At 58.4% G+C, this 20959-nt stretch carries 25 protein-coding genes; 12 read left to right on the top strand and 13 right to left on the bottom strand.

Translation table 11 applies throughout. The features are described 5' to 3' along the window. Nucleotides 1–164 precede the first annotated feature (164 nt). From uvrB to J7413_RS11680, 4 genes are all read left to right on the top strand, one after another. On the top strand, nt 165–2357 hold the full coding sequence (uvrB, locus tag J7413_RS11695) for an excinuclease ABC subunit UvrB (protein WP_209098325.1): 2193 nt from the start codon (nt 165–167) through the stop codon (nt 2355–2357). A 47-nt stretch (nt 2358–2404) separates the two neighbouring features. Further along, the gene (locus J7413_RS11690; protein WP_209098324.1) at nt 2405–3073 is read left to right on the top strand and encodes a hypothetical protein; all 669 of its coding nucleotides are present in this window, start codon (nt 2405–2407) and stop codon (nt 3071–3073) included. Nucleotides 3074–3281: 208 nt separating this feature from the next. Next, complete coding sequence (locus J7413_RS11685; protein ID WP_209098323.1) at nt 3282–3716, top strand: hypothetical protein; 435 nt, start codon at nt 3282–3284, stop codon at nt 3714–3716. Nucleotides 3717–3799: 83 nt separating this feature from the next. After that, entirely contained in the window at nt 3800–4183 is a 384-nt protein-coding gene (locus J7413_RS11680) for a hypothetical protein (RefSeq protein WP_209098322.1), read from the top strand. 61 nt (nt 4184–4244) lie between these two features. Here J7413_RS11680 and J7413_RS11675 read toward each other — a convergent pair whose 3' ends face one another. After that, nucleotides 4245–4523, bottom strand: a complete 279-nt coding sequence (locus J7413_RS11675; protein WP_209098321.1) for a zf-TFIIB domain-containing protein — start codon at nt 4521–4523, stop codon at nt 4245–4247. Between the two features lie 327 nt (nt 4524–4850). After that, on the bottom strand, nt 4851–5132 hold the full coding sequence (locus tag J7413_RS11670) for a hypothetical protein (protein ID WP_209098320.1): 282 nt from the start codon (nt 5130–5132) through the stop codon (nt 4851–4853). Nucleotides 5133–5244: 112 nt separating this feature from the next. Between J7413_RS11670 and J7413_RS11665 the strand changes: the two genes are divergently transcribed. Continuing rightward, nucleotides 5245–5745 carry a pyridoxamine 5'-phosphate oxidase family protein gene (locus tag J7413_RS11665; protein WP_209098319.1) on the top strand — a complete coding sequence of 167 codons (501 nt, stop codon included), beginning with the start codon at nt 5245–5247 and terminating at the stop codon, nt 5743–5745. Between the two features lie 110 nt (nt 5746–5855). On the opposite strand, the gene J7413_RS11660 is transcribed toward J7413_RS11665, so the two are convergent. From J7413_RS11660 to J7413_RS11650, 3 genes are read right to left on the bottom strand one after another with little or no spacing between them, the layout of a single operon-like run. Beyond that, nucleotides 5856–6359, bottom strand: coding sequence for a hypothetical protein (locus tag J7413_RS11660; protein WP_209098318.1), 504 nt, complete (start codon nt 6357–6359; stop codon nt 5856–5858). Between the two features lie 17 nt (nt 6360–6376). After that, nucleotides 6377–6784, bottom strand: a complete 408-nt coding sequence (locus tag J7413_RS11655) for a universal stress protein (protein ID WP_209098317.1) — start codon at nt 6782–6784, stop codon at nt 6377–6379. 40 nt (nt 6785–6824) lie between these two features. Then, a complete protein-coding gene (locus tag J7413_RS11650) occupies nt 6825–7145 on the bottom strand; it encodes an antibiotic biosynthesis monooxygenase (protein WP_209098316.1) in 321 nt (106 codons plus the stop codon). 229 nt (nt 7146–7374) lie between these two features. On the opposite strand from J7413_RS11650, the gene J7413_RS11645 reads away from it, so the two are divergent. Beyond that, entirely contained in the window at nt 7375–7695 is a 321-nt protein-coding gene (locus J7413_RS11645; protein ID WP_209098315.1) for a hypothetical protein, read from the top strand. 51 nt (nt 7696–7746) lie between these two features. Here J7413_RS11645 and hisD read toward each other — a convergent pair whose 3' ends face one another. Further along, a complete protein-coding gene (gene hisD, locus J7413_RS11640) occupies nt 7747–9057 on the bottom strand; it encodes a histidinol dehydrogenase (RefSeq protein WP_209098314.1) in 1311 nt (436 codons plus the stop codon). A gap of 89 nt (nt 9058–9146) precedes the next feature. Between hisD and J7413_RS11635 the strand changes: the two genes are divergently transcribed. Then, a complete protein-coding gene (locus tag J7413_RS11635) occupies nt 9147–10112 on the top strand; it encodes a LysR family transcriptional regulator (RefSeq protein ID WP_209098313.1) in 966 nt (321 codons plus the stop codon). 144 nt (nt 10113–10256) lie between these two features. Here J7413_RS11635 and J7413_RS11630 read toward each other — a convergent pair whose 3' ends face one another. Next, nucleotides 10257–10685, bottom strand: a complete 429-nt coding sequence (locus J7413_RS11630; RefSeq protein ID WP_209098312.1) for a low molecular weight protein-tyrosine-phosphatase — start codon at nt 10683–10685, stop codon at nt 10257–10259. A gap of 92 nt (nt 10686–10777) precedes the next feature. Between J7413_RS11630 and J7413_RS11625 the strand changes: the two genes are divergently transcribed. Continuing rightward, nucleotides 10778–11482, top strand: coding sequence for an NAD-dependent deacylase (locus J7413_RS11625; protein ID WP_209098311.1), 705 nt, complete (start codon nt 10778–10780; stop codon nt 11480–11482). A 56-nt stretch (nt 11483–11538) separates the two neighbouring features. Here the strand turns inward: J7413_RS11625 and J7413_RS11620 are convergent, their stop codons facing one another. From J7413_RS11620 to meaB, 6 genes are all read right to left on the bottom strand, one after another. Next, complete coding sequence (locus J7413_RS11620; protein ID WP_209098310.1) at nt 11539–12018, bottom strand: copper chaperone PCu(A)C; 480 nt, start codon at nt 12016–12018, stop codon at nt 11539–11541. A gap of 39 nt (nt 12019–12057) precedes the next feature. Further along, nucleotides 12058–12435, bottom strand: a complete 378-nt coding sequence (locus J7413_RS11615; protein WP_209098309.1) for a hypothetical protein — start codon at nt 12433–12435, stop codon at nt 12058–12060. A 78-nt stretch (nt 12436–12513) separates the two neighbouring features. Continuing rightward, on the bottom strand, nt 12514–12804 hold the full coding sequence (rpmB, locus tag J7413_RS11610) for a 50S ribosomal protein L28 (protein ID WP_209098307.1): 291 nt from the start codon (nt 12802–12804) through the stop codon (nt 12514–12516). A 192-nt stretch (nt 12805–12996) separates the two neighbouring features. Next, nucleotides 12997–13608, bottom strand: a complete 612-nt coding sequence (locus J7413_RS11605) for a hypothetical protein (RefSeq protein WP_280636564.1) — start codon at nt 13606–13608, stop codon at nt 12997–12999. Between the two features lie 194 nt (nt 13609–13802). Further along, the gene (locus J7413_RS11600) at nt 13803–14492 is read right to left on the bottom strand and encodes a hypothetical protein (RefSeq protein WP_209098303.1); all 690 of its coding nucleotides are present in this window, start codon (nt 14490–14492) and stop codon (nt 13803–13805) included. Nucleotides 14493–14563: 71 nt separating this feature from the next. Then, on the bottom strand, nt 14564–15535 hold the full coding sequence (meaB, locus tag J7413_RS11595) for a methylmalonyl Co-A mutase-associated GTPase MeaB (protein WP_209098301.1): 972 nt from the start codon (nt 15533–15535) through the stop codon (nt 14564–14566). Nucleotides 15536–15569: 34 nt separating this feature from the next. On the opposite strand from meaB, the gene J7413_RS11590 reads away from it, so the two are divergent. The 4 genes from J7413_RS11590 to J7413_RS11575 all read left to right on the top strand — a co-directional run bounded on the left by J7413_RS11590 (nt 15570) and on the right by J7413_RS11575 (nt 20959). Beyond that, the gene (locus J7413_RS11590; RefSeq protein WP_280636563.1) at nt 15570–16334 is read left to right on the top strand and encodes a DUF3108 domain-containing protein; all 765 of its coding nucleotides are present in this window, start codon (nt 15570–15572) and stop codon (nt 16332–16334) included. A 55-nt stretch (nt 16335–16389) separates the two neighbouring features. After that, nucleotides 16390–18834: an ATP-dependent helicase HrpB gene (gene hrpB / locus J7413_RS11585; protein ID WP_209098299.1), complete on the top strand. Its 2445-nt coding sequence runs from the start codon at nt 16390–16392 to the stop codon at nt 18832–18834. 107 nt (nt 18835–18941) lie between these two features. Further along, nucleotides 18942–19400: an NUDIX hydrolase gene (locus J7413_RS11580; RefSeq protein ID WP_209098298.1), complete on the top strand. Its 459-nt coding sequence runs from the start codon at nt 18942–18944 to the stop codon at nt 19398–19400. A 77-nt stretch (nt 19401–19477) separates the two neighbouring features. Further along, nucleotides 19478–20959, top strand: a complete 1482-nt coding sequence (locus J7413_RS11575) for an inorganic phosphate transporter (RefSeq protein WP_209098297.1) — start codon at nt 19478–19480, stop codon at nt 20957–20959.

Genomic DNA, 20959 nt, shown 5'->3' with positions numbered 1-20959 from the left:
CACAGTGCGATCATGCCTCTTTTCTGCACCCGCAAACACGCGCGCGGATCATCACGGGGCAGGGCCAGATCCACAGAATGCCTCCAAATGCGCTTTCGCCCTTGCACAGGAACAAAAAGAGACCAAAATCAGCAGCACAATCTGCCCCCGCGATGGAGTCTCTGATGAGCGACGCTGCTAACGCCCCCCTGCTGAACAGCCCCGGCCCCGAGGCTGTCCGCCGCCCCAAACTTGAGGGCGGCAAGCGGATCGTGATGCACACAGAGTTTGAGCCCGCGGGCGATCAGCCCACAGCGATTGCCGAACTCTCCGCGGGCATCAACGAAGGTGATCGCAATCAGGTGCTGCTTGGCGCAACCGGCACCGGCAAAACCTTCACCATGGCCAAGGTGATCGAAGAGACACAACGCCCCGCCATTATCCTCGCGCCCAACAAAACGCTCGCCGCGCAGCTCTATGGCGAGATGAAAGGCTTCTTCCCGGAAAACGCCGTCGAATATTTCGTCAGCTTTTATGACTACTACCAGCCCGAGGCCTATGTGCCGCGCAGCGACACCTTCATTGAGAAAGAAAGCCAGATCAACGAACAGATCGACCGCATGCGCCACTCCGCCACGCGGGCTTTGCTGGAACGGGACGATGTGATCATTGTCGCGTCGGTCTCCTGCATCTACGGCATCGGCTCGGTGGAAACTTACTCTGCCATGACCCTCGATCTGAAAGCGGGCGGCGAATATGACCAGCGTCAAGTGATCGCCGATCTGGTGGCGCAGCAATACCGCCGCAATGACGCGGCCTTCCAACGTGGCTCTTTCCGCGTGCGTGGCGACAGCCTTGAAATCTTCCCCGCCCACCTCGAAGATCGCGCCTGGAAGCTCTCTTTCTTTGGCGAAGAGCTGGAAAGCATCACCGAGTTTGATCCGCTGACCGGCGAAAAAACTGATACGTTTGAGCAGATCCGGGTCTATGCCAACAGCCACTACGTCACACCCAAGCCCACGCTCAATCAGGCGATTGTGAACATCAAGAAAGAGCTGCGCCAGCGGCTCGATCAACTGGTAGACGAGGGCAAACTGCTTGAGGCGCAGCGGCTGGAGCAACGCACCAACTTCGATCTGGAGATGCTAGAGGCGCAGGGCTTCTGCAACGGGATTGAAAACTACTCCCGCTACCTCACCGGCCGCGCGCCGGGCGAGCCACCCCCCACCCTGTTTGAATTCATCCCTGACAACGCCATTGTCTTTGCTGATGAATCCCACGTGTCGGTGCCGCAAATCGGCGGCATGTACCGGGGCGACTACCGCCGCAAATTCACCCTCGCGGAACACGGCTTCCGCCTGCCCTCCTGCATGGACAACCGCCCGCTGAAATTTGAAGAATGGGACGCCATGCGCTCCCAATCCGTCTTTGTCTCCGCCACGCCCTCAAACTGGGAGATGGAGCAATCCGGCGGCGTGTTCAGCGAACAGGTCATCCGCCCCACAGGCCTGCTGGACCCAGAGGTGGAGATCCGCCCGGTTGAGATGCAGGTGGACGATCTGCTGGATGAGATCCGTAAAGTGACGCAAGACGGCTTCCGCACGCTGGTGACAACCCTCACCAAACGCATGGCCGAAGATCTCACCGAATACCTGCACGAGCAGGGCGTGAAAGTCCGCTACATGCACAGCGACATCGACACGCTGGAGCGCATCGAAATCCTGCGCGACCTGCGCCTTGGCGCCTTTGACGTGCTGATCGGCATCAACCTTCTGCGCGAGGGTCTCGACATCCCCGAATGTGGCCTTGTCGCCATTCTCGATGCAGACAAAGAGGGCTTTTTGCGCTCGGAAACCTCCCTTGTGCAGACCATCGGCCGCGCCGCACGCAACGCCGAGGGCCGCGTGATCATGTACGCCGACCGCATGACCGGCTCCATGGAGCGCGCGATTGGCGAAACCAACCGCCGCCGCGCCAAACAGATGGCCTACAACGAAGAACACGGCATCACCCCGGCCACGGTCAAAAAGAACGTCGAGGATGTGCTGGCGGGCCTATATCAGGGCGACACCGACCAAAGCCGCGTCACCGCCAAGATCGACAACCCGCTGGCTGGCGGCAATCTGGAGGCGGTGCTCTCCGGCCTGCGCGATGACATGCGCAAAGCCGCCGAGAACCTCGAATTCGAAGAAGCCGCGCGTCTGCGTGATGAGATCAAACGGCTTGAGGCCGTGGATTTGGCCGTGGCGGATGATCCGATGGCCCGACAATACGCAATCAAAGCCGCTGAAGAAGATGCTGTGAAAAGCCGAGGCCGCTCAACGGCGGGTCGTGCCGGGCAACGTGGGGGCAATGTGCGGAGCAAGAGGGGGCGTTGACCCCACTTATTTATTAAGTAAAAATTGTATTTTTGGAAGTTGTTTCAATGTCTAAAAATGCAAGAATCTCTCTTCGCGACAAAGTAATCGTCTCACTTCTAGTTGCCATACTTTCAGCAATCGCAAATTTTTTCATTTCAACCAAGAGCTTAAAAAATGATCTAGAAAACTGGAGGGTGCAATTCGAAACTGGCATCTCTCAAGAGCGAGCTGAAGAAGCGCACAAAAAACTATCCGACATTTTATTCTATCATCAGAAATTCACAATACAGCTCTCATACAAAAACAACGCATTGGTTGAACATCATTTTTATGAAGCAACAATAAAAATGATGGCCGACCCTAATGATCCTTTGATTGCAGAAATGCGGAGACATCAAGCAACGCTAAACAATCATATTTTAGGATATGATACGGTGATGCATAATCACATGGCGGAATACGAGCGACACATCAAACATCTGGAAATCTGGACTGATGACGCATGCCCTGAGCAACTAATTGAACTCGGCAAATCCCACCTTCAGGCTACAATTGGTCTGACGGAAGTTTTTTCGGAAACATCACGACGGTATTTCTCCGAGGGCAAACTACCCTATGAAGCAATCGGGCACTTGAAAGACAATGTATTTTCTCAACAAATTGACTTTGGCGATGAAGTCAGAGAATTTGCAGATCTGGCAGAAACATGTTTTCTACATTTGACTAGTAGCTGAACGCCCCATAGCTCCCTTCACCCCGCATCGTGCCTGCATAAAAACCTTTCAGTTCTTCCCACCTACTCCCCTGAACTGTACGTATGTAACTGCGCCAAACACATTGAGCCAATCGGTATGCTCGAATAGTAGTGCCGAGATACTGTGCGTTTTGTGCCGCGCCTCCCTGTAACTTGGCCCACGCCTTACCAATCGTTACCCTGTCAATATGCGCACCCTTCTCATCCCCTTTCTCGCTTCTCTCGCCACCCCGGCCAGCGCCTGGGAAGCCGCCACCGGCGAAACCTGTACCCTCACACATGAGACCAGCGACGCGCATATCCATCTCACCTACGACCCCACCAAACCGCTCTACACCCTTGCAATCACCCGCAAGTCCGACCCGTGGCAGCAAGCCCCTTGGTTCGCCATGCGGTTCCTCGGCCCCAATGAGATCACCATCACCACGCCAGAACACGCGCTCTCAGACAACAGCCAGACCCTCAACGTCGCGGACAGCGGCTTTGGCAATGTGCTGAACGGCTTGCAACTCAACGACACTGCGCTGGCCTTTACTGAGGCCCAAACCGTGGGCGTCTCGCTGATCGGCGCCGCGCCAGAGGTGCAGAAATTTCGCGATTGCACAGCGGCGCAACTCTCCTGAACCACCCGTTATCCAATAACACCGCCCCGCTTTTGCCTGTCACCCCACGCTGCCCCATGGCTCCGCAAAAAACGGAGTCACACATGCACGCAAAAATTGTCCTCGCGGGTCTTGCCCTCTCAACTCTCGCCGCCTGCGCCACACCGCTGGAGCGCTGCCTCAACACCGCCAACAGCCGCGTCACCCATCTGCAAAGCGCGATTGCCACGGCAGACGCCAACATCTCGCGCGGCTACGCCCTACACAGCTATGAAGAGGCCATTCTGGTGCCGAAAGACTGTCGCGACGATGACGGCCGCTGGTATCGCTGCGACGAAGTGGAATATCACACAGTCGAAGTGCCCGTGGACATTGACCTGCGCGCCGAGCGCACCAAGCGGGACGCGCTGCGCCGCGATCTGCGCACCGCGCGCGCGGATGCGTCCCGCCAATCCGATCAGTGTTTTGCCACCTACCCAGAAGGCTGACCGCACCGCCGAAACAAAAAGGGGGCCATCGGCCCCCAATTGGTCTGCTTAAGTCGCAGGATCAAAAGTCAAAGATGTCATCCAGAAAGCTGCTCATCTTTTTCTTTTTGCGCGGCTTGCCCTGATAGCGGGAATCATAGCTCTGATCATAGCCGCGCTGCTCCTGCGCATGGCTTGGACGCGGCGGTGGCGGCGGCGCGCTATAAGCTCCGGCACGTTCCACAATCTTGTCCAGCTCTCCACGGTCCAGCCAGACCCCACGACACTCTGGGCAATAGTCAATCTCCACCCCGTTGCGGTCTGCAATCACCAGCGTTGCGCCATCCACCGGACATTTCATCAAAGCTCTCCTCTCAGGTTTCGATAAGAAAGAGATAGGGGCACGTACCTTAATTTTCACCTGTCAGCGCAAGAACATAGCAGCATTTCGCCGGATCACCGGCAATTCCGACTAAAAGACTCCGGCCACGCCAATCCCGACAAAACTTATCAAGTATATGTTTTTAAACGATTTTTCTTGCATCCCCACCCGACTCATCCTAATTACATACTCAAGATACAGCGAGCCAGATCGCAACCAACGTACGCAGCACGCACTCCAGCCAGGTCATAACAGACCCAGCCAGACAGCCAGCCACGCACGCAGGCAGCCAAGATCAAGCCAGCATCATCCAGACAATGCAGCGAGCAATATCGCCTCCGACGCATGCAGCGCGCGCTCCAGCAAGGCCCAGCCAAACGCCAGGTCCAGCAAGACAGCAAGCCCCACACGCAGGCAGCCACACGCCAGCCAAATCGCGACAGACAGACCGGCCCGCCAATTCGCTTCCAACGCATGCAGCCCGCGCTCCAGCCAGATCCAGCCCACCGCCAGATCGAGCAAGACAGCACGCCCCAAACGCAGGCACAGCCGCTCAGCCAGCCATCCCTCCAGATCGCCATTTGCCAAAGCGTTTAGACCGTGGCGTGAGGCAGCCTCTCCCGAGGGGCACGCCCCCCAACGGCAGCGCAAACGCACTCCGCCTATTTCAAACCCAATTCACCTAAGCTGACATCGAGATATGAAAAAAGATCCCTTTTTGCCCGCCGATGACGACGCCCGCGCGTTTGCACAAGCCATGATCCGAGACGCGACCTACGCCTCTATGGCTGTCATTGACCCAGAGACAGGCGCCCCCTCCGCCACCCGCGTCGCCCTCGCCACCACACCGGCATTTGAACCGCTCACGCTGATCTCAGACCTCGCGAGCCACACAACGGCACTGCGCGCTGATCCGCGCTGTTCCTTGCTGCTGGTGGAACCACGCGAAAAGGGGGATCCACTCACCCATCCGCGTCTGACCATTCAAGCACGGGCGGAATTTGTGACACGCGGTAGCGAAGATCACACGGCTTTGCGCGCGCATTATCTCGACCAGCGCCCAAAGGCAAAAATCTACGCGGATTTCGGTGATTTCAATTTCGTCCGTCTGATCCCAATAAAGGGCTTTCTCAACGGCGGCTTTGCCAAAGCTTACACGCTCACGCAGGCCGATATGACACCTGCGACCAATCCAGCCTAACCCGTCGGAACACAGCTTTGTCGCGCGCGATCAGGTCGCGACAAAGCGGCGCCCAAACGGCTGGTTCTGCACCGCCAAGCCCCTGCAACAAAACCGCAGGGACGACCGGATTATTGCATCATGGATTTTGTCGCCAAAAGCGCCTGAGAGATCGGCTCGAAATAGCGCACTTCCAAAGACGAAGCGCCGCGCATCGCGGCCACCGCACGGTCCACACCATCGCGATAGAGTTGCTGCGCCAGCGGCACCGACGCGGGCGTCACAGCCTTGATCCGTCCGCCATTCACCCGCACCCGCGCAACGCTGCGATCCAGATGCTCTCGCACAAACGCATAAAGCCCACGGTTCACGCGCGTCAGCGCCACTTCTGCTTCCCAATAAACCGAGGCATTGGCAACAACCCGCACCGTCTGACTGTAAGCCTGCCGCAGACAATCTACGCGAAACACCGGATCCAAAGTCGCACAGGCTGCCGACGCTGCCTCAAAGGTATCCACCGCACGTTTGGTCTGATGTTCTGAGAATCCGTTGTCGTCATCTGCAAAAACAGGCCCCGCCAAAAACAGAATCGCAGCCGCAGCAATACCACGTAACCATTTGACAGACTTCATCATTTCGGCAGAGCTCCTCACTATCGGGTGACGTGTATCGCACAGGTGGCATGCCGGACAACCTGCGCTGCGGTGCTGCCAAGTACTATATCTTGCACCCCAGGTCTATGCGACGCGATAACGATGCAATCAACACCTTCATCTTTGGCCCAACCAACGATTGTCTTACCCACGGCCCCCTCCTTCACGATGCCGCGTGCATGGGGCAAATCTGCGCCCATGGCCTCCAGACTGGCCTCAATTGAAGCACGGGCCTCGGATTGAAACCCCTCAGGCACGTAGTTCATCACATAGCTCGGGACATGCGCCATGACATGCAGCAAACTCACGCGCCCATTCTCAGCCACCAACCGGCGGGCCACAGCGATAGCCTCATTTGGATCATGTCCATCATCAAAAGCCACGGGAACCAAGATATGATGATACATGACGGCCTCCTAAGCCTTTGAAACTGCGATCAGACTATGCTCAATCGAAAGCCTCGACAACATCATACATCACTGGCTCGAAACTGCGACACAGTTGGTGAATACGTCGGTTGCGTTCCCGCATTTCCGCACTGCGCAACATGCTCTGAAAATCCTCGCGACGACGCCACTGCGAGTAATTTGCAACCCGCGTTTGCGCGTCATTCACATGTAATCCTGCCGCAATGAATCCAGGCTGTTTTGAAATAAATTGATCATAAGCTTCGGTCAGAGCATCCAGCAGATCCTGACAGGTGCCGGGCGTCATTTCAAAGGTTGTGATTACGGTTTGAAGGTCTGTTTCCTTGGTAATCCTGGGCATATTTCCTCCTCCATTTCATTGGCTTAGCCTCAATGCATCACAGCAGACCTTTCTATTGACGCTCAGACAGACGGTCGCAATTTCAGTGCCTGACTGCTGGCCCTCAAAACCCACGCGCTTGTGATTGCAACAAAGCAACAGCTGCCCCATAATAAGCGCGATATCCGGTCAGGCCGCAACGATGGACCAAAAGAATCTCCACGGGCCCGAGCAGAGACATGAGGCAACTATGACCCGAGCACTACTGGCGCTGCTGCTGGCAGCCGTACTGATCCCATTCGTTCCACAGCAAGTTGACGCACGCGTTCTTAGCCGTGCCTGCCAACAATCTGAGCGTGACGCGGCCAATCGCAACCTGTGCCGCTGCATTCAGAAAGTGGCCAACAAGTCGCTGTCGCGCGCGGATCAGCGACTGGCCGCAAGCTTTATCAAAGAACCGCACAAGGCGCAGGAAATCCGCCAGTCCGACAGCCGCAGCCACGAAATTTTCTGGAAACGCTACAAGGCCTTCGGCGAAGATGTGACGCGCAGCTGCAACCACCTGCGCTGATCCGCAACGACAAACGGCATGTCTTGTGTTTCTGGCACTTCGGGCACGGCCCTAAGCGCCACTCACCAGTTTCAAACTGGGTGGCCGCAAAAACTGCGCCTCCCGCATCTCCGCGCTGATGGCATGCCCCACCATGCCCTCCTCGCGCGAAATCACCGATGACGCCCGAACCAGCTCTGGCAGCGCTTCATCGGCCACGCGCTGCCAGGTGACGGTTTTCAGGAACTTATGCACTGACAGCCCGCCCGTATAGCGCGCGGCCTTGTCGGTGGGCAGCACATGGTTCGGCCCAGCGGCTTTGTCGCCAAACGTCACACAGGCGCGCTCACCAAGAAACAAAGAGCCATAGCTGCGCAACCGCGTCTGCCACCATGCCAGATCGCGCGCCTGCACATGCAAATGCTCTGGCGCATAAGCATCAGACACTTCAGCCATTTCTTCTCGATCGGCGCAAAGGATCACCTCCCCACGCTCTGCCCACGCCTGTCTGGCAGCACTTTGATTGGGTTCTGGCAACTGCGCCACGCAGTCAGCAATCCGGGCCATCACAGCCTCCGCCAACGACAGATCATCACACACCAGCCACACGGGCGAATTGCCCCCATGCTCTGCCTGCCCGACCAGATCCCACGCCACCAGATCCGGGTCGGCACTGTCATCCGCCGCCACCAGCACATCGGTGGGCCCTGCGAACATGTCGATGCCAACTTCCCCAAACAGCTGGCGTTTTGCTTCCGCCACATATTGATTGCCCGGCCCCACCAGAATATCGGCACGCCCTGCACCAAAATGCCCCTCAGCCATCGCCGCAACGGCCTGCACACCACCAAGCGCCAAGGCACGATCCGCGCCTGCAAGCCACATGGCATAGAGGATCGCCGCCGGAATGCCCTCATCTGGACGCGGCGGTGACGCCGCCGTCACATCCTCAACCCCAGCAACCCGCGCCGTGGTGATGCTCATCAAAGCGCTGGCAATATGGCTATAGCGCCCACCCGGTACATAGCAGCCCGCCGCATGCAGGGGGATCACGCGCTGCCCTGCCAACAATCCAGGCCGCAGCTCAACCTCAAATTCATTCAGACTGTTGCGCTGCGCCTCCGCAAAGCGACGGATATTGTCATACGCATAGCGCATGGCCTCCCGCAGCTCTGGCGCAACCTGTCGCGCCGCCTCTGCCATCTCATCACGCCCCACAACAATGGCCCCATCCCAGCCATCCAGCCGGCGCGCATACGCCTGCACTGTGGCCTCGCCACCTTGCCGGATCCGGGCCAGCATGATCTCCACAGTGTCGCGGGCATCTGCGGCCCCTGCCTCTGCCACAGCAGCGTCTGCGCGTTTCAAATATGTGATGGCCATCACCGTCTCCCACAGTTTCTATTGTCTATTCTTGGCTTGACCCAACCCGCGCGACTATTCACAAAAGGCAAATCTGCCGGAGAGCCAAAATGTTGAACAAAGGTGTCACCCTCAGGGGTTTGGAAGTGTTTGAGGCGCTGGCCGCCACCGGGGCCGTGGCGCAAGCGGCGGAAATCACGGGCCTGTCTCAACCCGCTGTGTCTCAACAGATCCGCAATCTTGAAAAGGCGCTTGGCACCGACCTGCTCGACCACAGCAAACGCCCCATGCAATTGACCCCGGCGGGGCGGGCCTATCTGATCCGTGCGAGCGCTGTGCTCTCGCAATTGCGTCTTGCGCAGTCCGAGCTGGCGGTGATGGATCTCACGCACCTCACCCAGCTCTCCATGGGCATCATTGATGACTTTGACAATGACCTGACCCCCCGCCTGGTGACGACCCTGGCGGAGTCCATGACCCGTTGTCAGTTTCGCCTTGTGACCGCCCCGAGCCACGAAATCACAGAGGCCATTCGCGCCCGCGACCTGCACCTTGCGATCACCGCGACCTCTGGGGAAGTGATGGACGGCTTTGCCGAATATCCGCTGACCCGCGACCCTTTCATCCTGATCGCGCCTGCTGGCCGTGTGCCTACCAAGGGGGATGTGATGTCTGCGCTCGCGAACTTGCCCATGCTGCGCTACGGGCAGGAACAACTTATTGGACGACAGATCGAAGCGCATCTGAAGCGCTGCAAGATCGACATTCCACATCGGTTTGAAATCAGCTCGAACCCCTCGCTGATCGCCATGGTCTCGCGCGGGATCGGCTGGGCGATCACAACCCCACTGGGGTATTTGCGCGCCACCCGCTTCCACGATCGCGTCACCGCGCATCCCCTGCCGTTTGCGCCCTTCAGCCGCACAATTTCTTTGCTCGCCAGCGGCGATTGGGCCGACACAGTGCCGCGTGACGTGGCGCAGACCATGCGCAATCTGCTCACCAGCCACATGATCACACCCGCCATAGAAAAATTCCCTTGGCTGGAAGAGGAATTCCGCGTTTTGGACAAATAGGCGCGACACAATCGAGGCTCCAACTGGACATCGAAACCACTGTCGGGCCGCGCTGGTGTACTGCGCAAGAGGGGCAGGCTCTGCTTTAGAAACACCAGCCGTTAGTTTTCAATTTTCCGAAACTAACGCCCCCATCGCACGCTTTCAGAGCGTTTTCGCCAGCCCGCGCGCGCAGTCTTCGATCAGATCCAGTGTCCCATCAAAATCGCGGGTGTAGTAGGGGTCTGGCACCGCTTCCGCCCCACTGCTTTCATACTCGGTGAACAGTCGCACCGGCGTATCATCACCTGCGGGCCGCAACCGCTCAATATTGCTCAGATTGTCGCGATCCATCGCAATGATCAGATCGAATCGAGCAAAATCCTGCGCCACAAATTGCCGTGCGCGCAGATCCGACAGATCATACCCACGTGCACGTGCGGCGGCCTGCATTGGGCCATAAGGCGGCTCTCCCACGTGCCAGGCGCCAGTGCCCGCGCTGTCCACCTGCGCCTGAGGCGCCATTGCGCGAAACACGCCCTCTGCGGTGGGTGAACGGCAAATATTGCCAAGGCACACAAACAGAATTTTCATGGCACATCATTCCCTTACCTTGCCAGTCCAGCGCGAGATTGCCACAGTCAGAGCAGAGCCGCCACCCGACAGCGAGAAAGCAGAAAACCACTATGGGCACCAATATTGTTATCCTCACCGGCGCAGGCATCAGTGCTGAAAGCGGCCTTGGCACCTTCCGCGATGAGGACGGCCTCTGGGCGCAGCATCGCATCGAAGATGTGGCCACACCGGAGGGCTTCGCCCGCAATCCTGACTTGGTTCACGCCTTCTACAACGCCCGACGCAGCAATGCCGCGGAGGCCACACCCAATGCCGCACATCACGCGCTCGCAGAGCTGGAGGCCGAACTGGATGGCACCCTGCTGATTGTTACCCAGAACGTAGACAATCTGCATGAAAAGGCAGGCAGCAAAAATGTGCTCCATATGCACGGCACCTTGGACGGCGCGCTTTGCGCCGCATGTGACCACCGCTGGGAAGCGCCACCTGTCATGACAAAAGAAGATCCCTGCCCCGCCTGCGCCGCGCCTGCAACACGGCCAGACGTCGTATGGTTTGGCGAAATCCCCTATTTTATGGAACGCATCGAACAGGCTTTGGACGCGGCAGATCTGTTTGTCTCCATTGGCACCTCAGGTGAGGTCTACCCAGCGGCCAATTTCGTTGCCCATGCGGACCACATCGGCGCGCATACCCTCGAACTTAATCTGGAGCCCTCTGCTGGTGCATCGCGCTTTGCCGAGGTCCACCTTGGCCCCGCGTCAGAGATCGTGCCGGATTGGGTGGCACGCGAGCTTGCTCAAACACGCAGCTGATCTTACGAAAAGGCCACCCCGAAGGGTGGCCAAATGATCAGAGCTTTGCAGCGTGCTCAGTGCTTGTGCGCACCGTGCCCATCACCATGCGCAGGCTTGCGCTCCAGATCCACGGGCACGTCCAGCGTGATGTCACCGGCCTTTTCAAAGGTCAGCGTCAGCGTGACAACATCCCCATGCTCAAGACCCTGGGTCAGCCCCATGAACATCACGTGATCCCCACCACGCGCGAGCATATGCTTGCCCCCTGCGGGCACCGCAAAGCCTTCTTTGACATGCAGCATCTGCATGTTGCCATTCGCATCTTCTTTGTGGGTGTGCAGCTCGGTGCGCTTCGCCACCTCAGAGGACACCGCAACCAACCGGTCATCCTCACTGCCTGTGTTTTCAATAACCATGAAGCTTGCCCCGGATTTGGACACTTTCGTGGCCACCCGCGCATAAGCATCTTTCACGGCAATGGTGCTTTCCGCAAACGCAGGAAAGGCAAAAGAAACGGCTGCAATGGCAGCAACGACGGTTGTTTTTACGGACATATCAAGTCTCCTGTCCCTATAGGGTATCGTGTCAAAAAGTCAGATGAGCACGAAATCAGGAGGCGCACGGGCGTTTACCGCAACAGTGCGAATCGCTTCATCAAAGTCGCCACGCACAATCCGCAGACTGCGCGCGTGTCCCAAAACCATAGGCAGGATCGGCTCGCCATCCAAAACCCAGGTAAAAAGCGAGGCGCTGAAATCCGGGCAGATATGCGCCGGGCCGGTTGGATTGCCATCCGCATCCACCGGCACCATCACCGCGCTTTCGGCGATACAATACTCCGCATATCCAGCCACACCGGGCAAGCCACGCGCCACAGCCATACTGTGCCCTGTCAGCACAAGCACAGCCACCAAAGCCATCGTGAGATATCTGCGGAAAGCCACCATCATGCCCGCATATAGGCACGTCATCTTATCTTTGTGAAGGCGACAAAAAGAAACAGCCCCGCAAAACTGCGAGGCCGTCAAAACCTAAAAAGGTAAGCAAAATTAGGCAGTTGCCGCCTGTGCTTTTGCGATCTCTTTTTTCACTTTCAGCGCGTTGTCAGAAAGCTCGGTATCTTTGGCTTTTGCCAGGAATGCGTCCAGACCACCGCGGTGATCAACAGTGCGCAGCGCAGCTGCGGAGATACGCAGTTTAACGCCACGGCCCAGGGTCTCGGACTGCAGGGTCACGTCGTTCAGGTTAGGCAGAAAACGACGCTTGGTTTTGTTGTTGGCGTGGCTGACATTGTTGCCAGTCATCGGGCCTTTTCCGGTCAATTCGCAACGGCGCGACATGGGTTCATCCTCGTTTTACGGTGCACGGGGATAACGGCCCCGTCAAAGCATAAGGGCGCTGCCAAGGCCGCGCCCGGAATTTTGTTTGGCGTGATTAGGCGGAATTGGCAGGGGCGTCAAGTGATTCAGCGGCTCACGTTCATTATTTGACGATTCCTCACAGCAAATGCATCCATCACCAGACGATTACACTCACAGATCGCACGATCTCTGCCCCAACTCGTCCGAAAGATCAATCACGGCACCCTGATCTCGCTTCGCATAGAGCGCAGGCAAAAAGAACTCAAAGTTGCCAATTTCCTCGACGCTATACTGTAGCCACGCATCCAAAAGCTTCATGTCGACAACCATCGGCAGGATAAAGTTGTTCATGATCACTTTCACAAGCCCGTTCTCAACACCGACTTCGGTGCGCATCACGACATCAGTGCCGTCTTGTGTTGCCTGAAACTCCCAACGCGCTATCGCCATCTGCATTCCAAACCGGTGCACCTTGACCGCAAAGGCCTCGGCATCCCGTTGCATGACATGAAACCGTTCATAGCTCTTAAAGGCCAGATCTCGCGCAAAATACCGCCTGACAGCCAGCACATCCCCGACGCGCAAAGGCTCCTTGAGGTCGCCTCTCAACACACTTAGTCCCACATTGTCCTGCGGATGCCAGATCAGATAGGCATCAAAGACTTGCTCACAAATCCGTATCTTCTGCGTCGCATAGACGCCAAACCACCAGTTCAACATCTCGGGCGTCACACCTTTGATCGTGTTGTGATGCAACTCGATCATGATACGCCCATCGCGCATTTGCTCAAAAACGAACTTGGCGTCACTAAACTGCCGACGCGGCCAATCAAGGGGCCGAGGTTCAGGCAAGTCAGTTGAACGAAAGAAACGCATCACCAAAGAACAATCGCTCCTGCATTCTGCAGAACAACCCGCCCCAATATCGCAGTCGAACTAAAGGATGCGAGTTCACCAAAGCACCGCTGCGCAACCATTTAGCCCCGATCCTCCAGCGTAACAACATTACCCTGCGCACGCTTGGAAAACAGTTCAGGCAAAAAATGCTGCAAATATCCAAATTCTTGAACGTTGTGCAGCAACCATGGGTCCGACATGCCCATGTTAAAACTCAAGCGCGCGATGAAGTTATTCAGCAGTGTCTTAGCTAGACCACGCTCAAACCCAAGCGTGGCCTCCGTCACCACATCAACACCTCCGGGCACATCCTGAAAGTTGTAGCAGATACTGCCAATTCTGACCCCGGCACGCTTCAGGCACACATGGAACCCAGCATTGTCGCGCTTGGACACCCAGACACGCTCGCGGCTCTGCAACTTGGGATCACCACCAAACATCTCACCAACGTAAAATTCATCCCCCACCCGGAGCGGCCGCAACGCTTTGTCATCAGACACACGAATGTCGACATGGTCTTGAGGGTGCCAGAAAAGAAACGCCTTTTTCACATCACCTCGGTAGGAGACGCGCTGAGAGACAAACACACTGAACCACCAGTCCAGCATTTCCGCAGAGACCCCTTTGAGGGTGCTGTGCTCCACACGCAACTGCAAACACCCGTTCTGCAATTGCACAATCGACGTATATGCATCTTTAAGCTGTCTTGACGGCCAGCCGAGAGGATGCGACTGCCCGGCACCCTCCGAAAAAGCCGTGTGCTCTTGCATACGCATAAACTCCGATCTCAGCCCCTTTTCCGCATCAGAAACGCAAAAAGGTGACCGACAGAATGATCCAGTTATGCCAAGCGTGCAAGCATCTCCTGCGCCGCCTGAGACGGCGTAATCACACCAGATGCGACTTTTTCATCCAGTAATTGTAGGTCCTTGCGCGCCTGCGCCTTATGCAGGCGCGCCAAGAGACCCTGCCGGACCTCCTCATGGAACCAGAACTGGGCCTGTGCCGCACGTCGGGCTGTCCAATGCCCTTCTTGTTTGCGCCACTCTGTCAGCGTGTTGATCTCTTCCCACGCCGTCATCAGCCCCTCTTCCTCCAGCGCGGACACGGTCATCGCCTTGGGAAATCCCTTTGGGTCCTGTGGTCGCTTGCGCAAAAGCCGCAGTGCCCCGGCATAATCCGCGCAGGTGCGCATCGCGGTGGTCTTGAGTGCCCCATCCGCTTTGTTCACAAGGATCACATCCGCCATTTCCATGATACCGCGCTTCACGCCTTGCAGCTCATCGCCACCCGCAGGCGCCAGCAACAACAGAAACAGATCAGACATTTCAGAGACCACCGTTTCCGATTGTCCAACCCCAACGGTTTCAATCAACACAACATCAAAGCCAGCCGCCTCACACAACGCCACCGCTTCCCGCGTGCGCCGGGCCACACCGCCCAGATGGGTCTGGCTGGGGGATGGGCGAATAAAGGCGTTTTTGTCCCGGCTCAGCCGTTCCATCCGGGTTTTATCCCCCAAGATCGAGCCGCCACTGCGCGCAGAGGACGGATCCACAGCAAGCACCGCAACCCGCAGCCCTTGCCCGATCAGCATCATGCCGAAGCTCTCAATGAAGGTGGATTTCCCCACCCCCGGCGTCCCAGACAACCCAACCCGCAGCGCTTGCCGCCCAGCCCCCCGCAGGCTTTCCAGCAAAGCACTCGCTTGCGCGCGATGGTCCTCGCGCGCGCTTTCCACCAAAGTAATCGCCCGCGCCAGCGCTCTGCGCTCTTGTTTCAGTATTCTGTCACGCAGATCTGCGATATCCATAGCGCTACCCTGTGTTTTTTGTTTGGAAATCTTCATGCCGCGCCCCACCCTCTCTTGTCTAGTCCAGCGACACATCGACACGCGCAAATTGCGCCTACCGTGCTTATGCGCCGCAGTCTTTTTCGCGCAATTGTGTCTCTCGGCGGCCAAGGCAGACACCACAAACCAGCTTTGGTCGGTCCATGCCTTCGGCCTCAAAGTGGGAGAGCTCACACTGGAAATGGACGAATCCGCAGAGCGCTATAAGGGTGCAGGCAGTTTTCAGACCACCGGCCTCGCCGGCGTTCTGCGCAGCATCCGCTTCACCGTGTCTGGCGCAGGCACACGCAATGGATCTGACCTGAAACCGGCGAAATATGACGGCTATATCAACACAGGTAAGCGCGTATCGGAAACCAGTTTGGTCGCAAAAAACGATCTGCTGATCAAAACCAAAGGCGCCCAAAGCCCTGCAACGCCCATTGCCCCCAACCGCACCAAAGGCGCGCTCGACCCGATGAGCATGATGTGGCTCAGCCTGCGCGACCAAACAGACGCCACACTTTGCCAGATTGAGCAAACCCAATTTGACGGAACCCGCCTTGTGCGCATCACGCTCAAAACCCGCCAACCGGATGGCGACAGCGTGACCTGCTCAGGCACCTATGACCGCATCGGCGGCTACTCAGATGAGGAACTTGCTGAGCTGAAAACCTCCCCGCTCTCTGTGACCTACAGCCGCGAGGGGGAGTTCTGGCGCGCAACCGAAGTGCGCCTCACGTCGCGCCACGGCAGGGCCAAGCTGATCCGTCGCGACTAGCGCGGGCGATACAACCCCTCTGGACCCGGCGGCGCACCTGACCGATAACGACCCCATGACGCAACTCCCCATTCACGACGCCCTCGATCCCCTGCTCTCTGCCCTGCGCACGCACAATCGCGCCGTATTGCAAGCGCCTCCCGGCGCAGGCAAAACCACCGTGGTGCCGCTCGCGATGCTGGAGGCAAATTTAACAAAGGGCCGCATTCTCATGCTGGAGCCGCGCCGCCTCGCGGCCCGCGCCGCTGCTGAACGCATGGCTCAGACTTTGGGGGAAAACGCCGGGGAAACCGTGGGCTACCGCGTGCGCGGCGACAGCAAGATCTCCAAATCCACCCGGATCGAGGTTGTCACCGAGGGCATCCTGACCCGCATGATCCAATCCGATCCAGAGCTGTCAGGTGTCGGTGCGGTGATTTTCGACGAATTTCACGAGCGTTCTCTGAACGCCGATCTTGGCCTCGCGCTGTGCCTCGAAATCTGTGACGCGCTGCGCGACGAACTGATCCTGCTGGCCATGTCTGCCACGCTCGACGCCGCCCCGGTCGCCGCCCTCATGGGGGACGCGCCGATCATCACCTCAGAGGGGCGCGCCTTCCCGGTGGAAACCCGCTGGCTCGACAAGCCACTTGCCAAAGGCACCCGCTTGGAGGAGGCCACCGCACGCCTCATCACACAAGCCGTCAGTGAAACCGAAGGTGGCGTGTTGGTCTTCCTCCCCGGCGAAGGCGAGATCCGCCGCACACAGGCCCTGCTCAAACTGCCACCAGACTGCACCGTGCATCCGCTGTTTGGCGCGATGCCCTTCAAAGATCAGCAAGCCGCGATCCGTCCCGCCACAGAGGGCCGCAAGGTGGTGCTCGCCACCTCAATTGCGGAAACCTCCCTCACCATTCAGGACGTGCGCGTGGTGGTGGATGCAGGCCGCGCCCGGCGCCCGCGCTTTGATCCGGGCTCCGGCATGTCCCGCCTTGTGACAGAGCGCGTGACCCGCGCCGAAGCGACCCAGCGCCAAGGCCGCGCGGGCCGTGTCGCCGAAGGCTTCTGCTATCGCCTCTGGACCAAAGGCGAGGAGGGCGCGCTGCTGCCATTCCCGCCCGCCGAGATCGAGGCCGCAGACCTCACCGGCCTTGCGGTGGAGCTTGCGCTCTGGGGGGCAACGCCCAGCGATCTTGCCTTCCTGTCCCAACCCAATCCCGGCAGCTTTGCAGAGGCGCAGACCGTGCTCCAGATGCTCGATGCTCTGGACGATACAGGCCGCATCACAGAGCATGGCAAAGCCATTGCCGCCCTGCCCCTGCATCCCCGCCTCGCCCATATGCTGACCATCGCAGGACCGCAGGGTGCAGACATGGCGGCCTTGCTGGCCGCGCGGGATCCCCTGACCCGCGGGGCACCCGTGGATCTCGCCCTGCGCATGGAAGCCCTCAGCGATCTCAAGGCGTTTACAAATCGTCGCCCTTATCGGGTCAACCGCGCTGCGCTGCACACGCTCAAAGACGAGGCCAAACGCCTCGCCAAATCCACAAAAACCAAAGCTGCGCCCAGCTACAGCGCGGCAGAACTCGCCGCCCTCGCCTATCCGGACCGCATCGGTTTGCACCGCAAAGGCGACGCCCCCCGCTTTGTGCTCTCCGGCGGCAAAGGCGCGGTGATGGAGGAAAGCGACCCGCTCGCAAACACACGCCTGATTGTCGTCACCGACACCGATGGCAACCCGCGCGAAGCCCGCATTCGACAGGCCATACAAATCTCTGAATCGCAGGTGCGCAGCCTCTTTGAGGCACATATCGACTGGGAAGACAGCTGCGCTTGGTCCAAACGGGAGCGCCGCGTGATCGCGCGCAAACAGGAGCGCTTAGGCGCCATCGCTCTGGATGACCGCATCTGGAAAGACGCCCCCTCTGAGGCCATCGCCGAGGCCATGCTGGATGGCGTGCGCGACCTTGGCATCACGCTGTCGCCTGCGGCACAGCGTTTTGTGGCGCGCGTCACCCTCATCCGTGACGCAGGCCATGATTTGCCCGACATGTCCCAAGGCGCTCTGATGGACAGCATAGAGGATTGGCTCCTGCCCCACCTCTCCGGCATCAAAACCGCCGAGCACTGGAAGAAATTTGACGTGCTCGATGCCCTCCGCGCGCGGCTGGACTGGAACCAGATGCAATTGCTCGATCGTCTCGCGCCTGCGCATTTCACAACACCGCTGGATCGTAAAATCCCCATCGACTACGCCGGGGAGCACCCCGAAATCTCCCTGCGCCTGCAAGAGTTGTTTGGTCAGACCACGCATCCGATGATTGGCAACACACCGCTGCGCGTGACTTTGCTCTCACCCGGCCAGAAACCCGTGCAAACCACAATGGATATCCCCGGCTTCTGGGCCAGCTCCTATGCCGATGTGCGCAAAGACATGCGCGGGCGCTATCCCAAACACCCTTGGCCCGAAGATCCTACCGAAGCAGATCCAACATTGCGCGCAAAACGGCGCAAAAATTAAGGAATTATTCACCATAGCTTGATTTATCGGTTTCAGAAACGTATATACACGACTTGATAATCAGCAGATCCGCAAAGCGGACTTATCCACAGACCGAGCAGACGTTTATGACCAGTGCCATTAAAACCGCCTACGACAGTGTGATTGCCCCAATTTGGCGGCGTCCGCGCCGCATCCAGATGGCCGCGTTGTGCACACGTAAGGCTGGCAAAGGACGTGAAATCCTGCTCATCACATCGCGGGACACGGGCCGCTGGGTCTTGCCCAAAGGCTGGCCAATTGACGGGCTCGACGCCGCAGATGCCGCCCTCAGAGAAGCCTGGGAAGAAGCCGGCGTGAAAGACGCCAACATCAACCGCGAGCCTCTTGGTGTATACGGCTATGACAAACGTTTGGATGGCGGTCTGGCCGTGGGCGTTGATGTGACCGTCTTTGAAACGGAAGTCACCAAAATGGTAGACGACTTCCCAGAAGCCGAAGAACGCACCCGCAAATGGGTCGCTCCTTCAGAGGCGGCCCATCTGGTAGACGAGCCTGAGCTGCAGGCGCTACTGCGGCAATTGTAACGCCTTTGTAACGGATTTCTTGCATTGCCGCGCCATTGGGGATAGGCCCCCGCGCAAGCAATCTGGGATTCTCTGCTATGTCTGCGCCAAACAGTGGCAAAGAGTGGTCCACGCTGGACCGCGATCTTCACCGTATTTCTCATCTCGAAGCCGCGACTCTCTATGTCTCCCGCCCCATGGTCGGGCTGGGGATCGCGCTGGCCTTCATTGTGCTCGCCGCGATTTTTGCAGGTCTGCTGACGGGCGCAGGCTCCAACAATCTGATCATCATCGCGGCCGCCGGGTTCGGCGCTTATATGGCGATCAACATCGGCGCCAATGATGTGGCCAACAACATGGGTCCAGCTGTGGGGGCCAATGCGCTCACCATGGGTGGCGCGATTGTCATCGCCGCCATCTGTGAAAGCGCAGGCGCGTTGCTTGCAGGCGGTGATGTGGTTTCCACCATTTCCAAAGGCATCATTGACCCCTCAGGCATGGGCGATGCATCGGTCTTTATCTGGGCGATGATGGCGGCGCTGATCTCTTCTGCACTCTGGGTGAACATCGCCACCTGGGTTGGCGCGCCGGTGTCCACCACCCATTCTGTTGTGGGGGGCGTGATGGGCGCGGGTATCGCCGCTGCCGGGTTCGCCGCCGTGAACTGGCCCACCATGGGCAAGATCGCCGCCTCTTGGGTGATCTCTCCGGTGCTGGGTGGCGTCATTGCGGCGATTTTCCTGGCCTTCATCAAATCTCGGATCATCTATCAGGATGACAAAATCGCCGCTGCCCGCCGCTGGGTGCCGGTTCTGATCGGGATCATGGCCGCCGCCTTTGCCTCCTATCTTGCCCTCAAAGGGTTGAAGCGGATCATGAAAATTGATCTGCAAACCGCTCTGCTGATTGGCGCCGGGGCGGGCGTGGCCTTCTATATGATTTCCAAACCGCTGATCCACAAACAGTCTCAAGGACTGGAGAACCGCAACAAATCCCTCAAGGTGCTGTTTGGCGTTCCGCTGATCTTCTCAGCTGCGCTTCTGTCCTTTGCCCATGGCGCAAACGACGTGGCCAACGCGGTGGGCCCGCTCGCCGCCATCGTGCACGCTGCAGAGTTCGGTGACATCGCAACCAAGGTCTCCATCCCAAGCTGGGTGATGATCATTGGCGCCTTTGGCATCTCGTTCGGACTGTTTCTCTTTGGCCCCAAACTGATCCGCATGGTGGGTGAGAAAATCACCAAACTGAACCCCATGCGCGCCTACTGCGTCGCGCTGTCTGCCGCCATCACAGTGATTGTCGCCTCCTGGCTTGGCCTGCCGGTCAGCTCCACCCACATCGCCGTAGGCGGGATCTTCGGCGTCGGCTTTTACCGCGAATGGGACGCAGAAAAGCGCCTGCGCAAGAACACCGGCCAGCGCCCAGTGGTCAAACGCATCGCGCCAGAAGAGCGTCGCCGCCGCAAGCTGGTGCGCCGCAGCCACTTCATGACCATCGCCGCTGCGTGGGTCATCACCGTGCCAGCCGCCGCTACTATGTCAGCTGTGATCTTCCTGCTGCTAAACGCGGTCACCAGCTAA

Source organism: Shimia sp. R10_1 (assembly GCF_017744095.1).
GTDB lineage: Bacteria > Pseudomonadota > Alphaproteobacteria > Rhodobacterales > Rhodobacteraceae > Shimia.
The sequence above is the reverse complement of the archived record's forward strand: the minus strand, read 5'-3'. Positions and strand labels throughout refer to the sequence as shown.

Excerpts from the sequence above, each read along its gene's own strand:
- hisD (WP_209098314.1), bottom strand. The coding sequence starts at position 9,057 with ATGGCCATCACATATTTGAAACGCGCAGACGCTGCTGTGGCAGAGGCA.
- J7413_RS11645 (WP_209098315.1), top strand. The coding sequence starts at position 7,375 with ATGACCCGAGCACTACTGGCGCTGCTGCTGGCAGCCGTACTGATCCCA.
- J7413_RS11680 (WP_209098322.1), top strand. The coding sequence starts at position 3,800 with ATGCACGCAAAAATTGTCCTCGCGGGTCTTGCCCTCTCAACTCTCGCC.
- J7413_RS11620 (WP_209098310.1), bottom strand. The coding sequence starts at position 12,018 with ATGTCCGTAAAAACAACCGTCGTTGCTGCCATTGCAGCCGTTTCTTTT.
- meaB (WP_209098301.1), bottom strand. The coding sequence starts at position 15,535 with ATGGATATCGCAGATCTGCGTGACAGAATACTGAAACAAGAGCGCAGA.
- J7413_RS11605 (WP_280636564.1), bottom strand. The coding sequence starts at position 13,608 with ATGCGCGATGGGCGTATCATGATCGAGTTGCATCACAACACGATCAAA.
- J7413_RS11665 (WP_209098319.1), top strand. The coding sequence starts at position 5,245 with ATGAAAAAAGATCCCTTTTTGCCCGCCGATGACGACGCCCGCGCGTTT.
- uvrB (WP_209098325.1), top strand. The coding sequence starts at position 165 with ATGAGCGACGCTGCTAACGCCCCCCTGCTGAACAGCCCCGGCCCCGAG.
- J7413_RS11580 (WP_209098298.1), top strand. The coding sequence starts at position 18,942 with ATGACCAGTGCCATTAAAACCGCCTACGACAGTGTGATTGCCCCAATT.
- J7413_RS11690 (WP_209098324.1), top strand. The coding sequence starts at position 2,405 with ATGTCTAAAAATGCAAGAATCTCTCTTCGCGACAAAGTAATCGTCTCA.
- hrpB (WP_209098299.1), top strand. The coding sequence starts at position 16,390 with ATGACGCAACTCCCCATTCACGACGCCCTCGATCCCCTGCTCTCTGCC.
- J7413_RS11655 (WP_209098317.1), bottom strand. The coding sequence starts at position 6,784 with ATGTATCATCATATCTTGGTTCCCGTGGCTTTTGATGATGGACATGAT.
- J7413_RS11630 (WP_209098312.1), bottom strand. The coding sequence starts at position 10,685 with ATGAAAATTCTGTTTGTGTGCCTTGGCAATATTTGCCGTTCACCCACC.
- J7413_RS11590 (WP_280636563.1), top strand. The coding sequence starts at position 15,570 with ATGCCGCGCCCCACCCTCTCTTGTCTAGTCCAGCGACACATCGACACG.
- J7413_RS11635 (WP_209098313.1), top strand. The coding sequence starts at position 9,147 with ATGTTGAACAAAGGTGTCACCCTCAGGGGTTTGGAAGTGTTTGAGGCG.
- J7413_RS11575 (WP_209098297.1), top strand. The coding sequence starts at position 19,478 with ATGTCTGCGCCAAACAGTGGCAAAGAGTGGTCCACGCTGGACCGCGAT.
- J7413_RS11625 (WP_209098311.1), top strand. The coding sequence starts at position 10,778 with ATGGGCACCAATATTGTTATCCTCACCGGCGCAGGCATCAGTGCTGAA.
- J7413_RS11675 (WP_209098321.1), bottom strand. The coding sequence starts at position 4,523 with ATGAAATGTCCGGTGGATGGCGCAACGCTGGTGATTGCAGACCGCAAC.
- J7413_RS11600 (WP_209098303.1), bottom strand. The coding sequence starts at position 14,492 with ATGCAAGAGCACACGGCTTTTTCGGAGGGTGCCGGGCAGTCGCATCCT.
- J7413_RS11685 (WP_209098323.1), top strand. The coding sequence starts at position 3,282 with ATGCGCACCCTTCTCATCCCCTTTCTCGCTTCTCTCGCCACCCCGGCC.
- rpmB (WP_209098307.1), bottom strand. The coding sequence starts at position 12,804 with ATGTCGCGCCGTTGCGAATTGACCGGAAAAGGCCCGATGACTGGCAAC.
- J7413_RS11660 (WP_209098318.1), bottom strand. The coding sequence starts at position 6,359 with ATGATGAAGTCTGTCAAATGGTTACGTGGTATTGCTGCGGCTGCGATT.
- J7413_RS11615 (WP_209098309.1), bottom strand. The coding sequence starts at position 12,435 with ATGACGTGCCTATATGCGGGCATGATGGTGGCTTTCCGCAGATATCTC.
- J7413_RS11650 (WP_209098316.1), bottom strand. The coding sequence starts at position 7,145 with ATGCCCAGGATTACCAAGGAAACAGACCTTCAAACCGTAATCACAACC.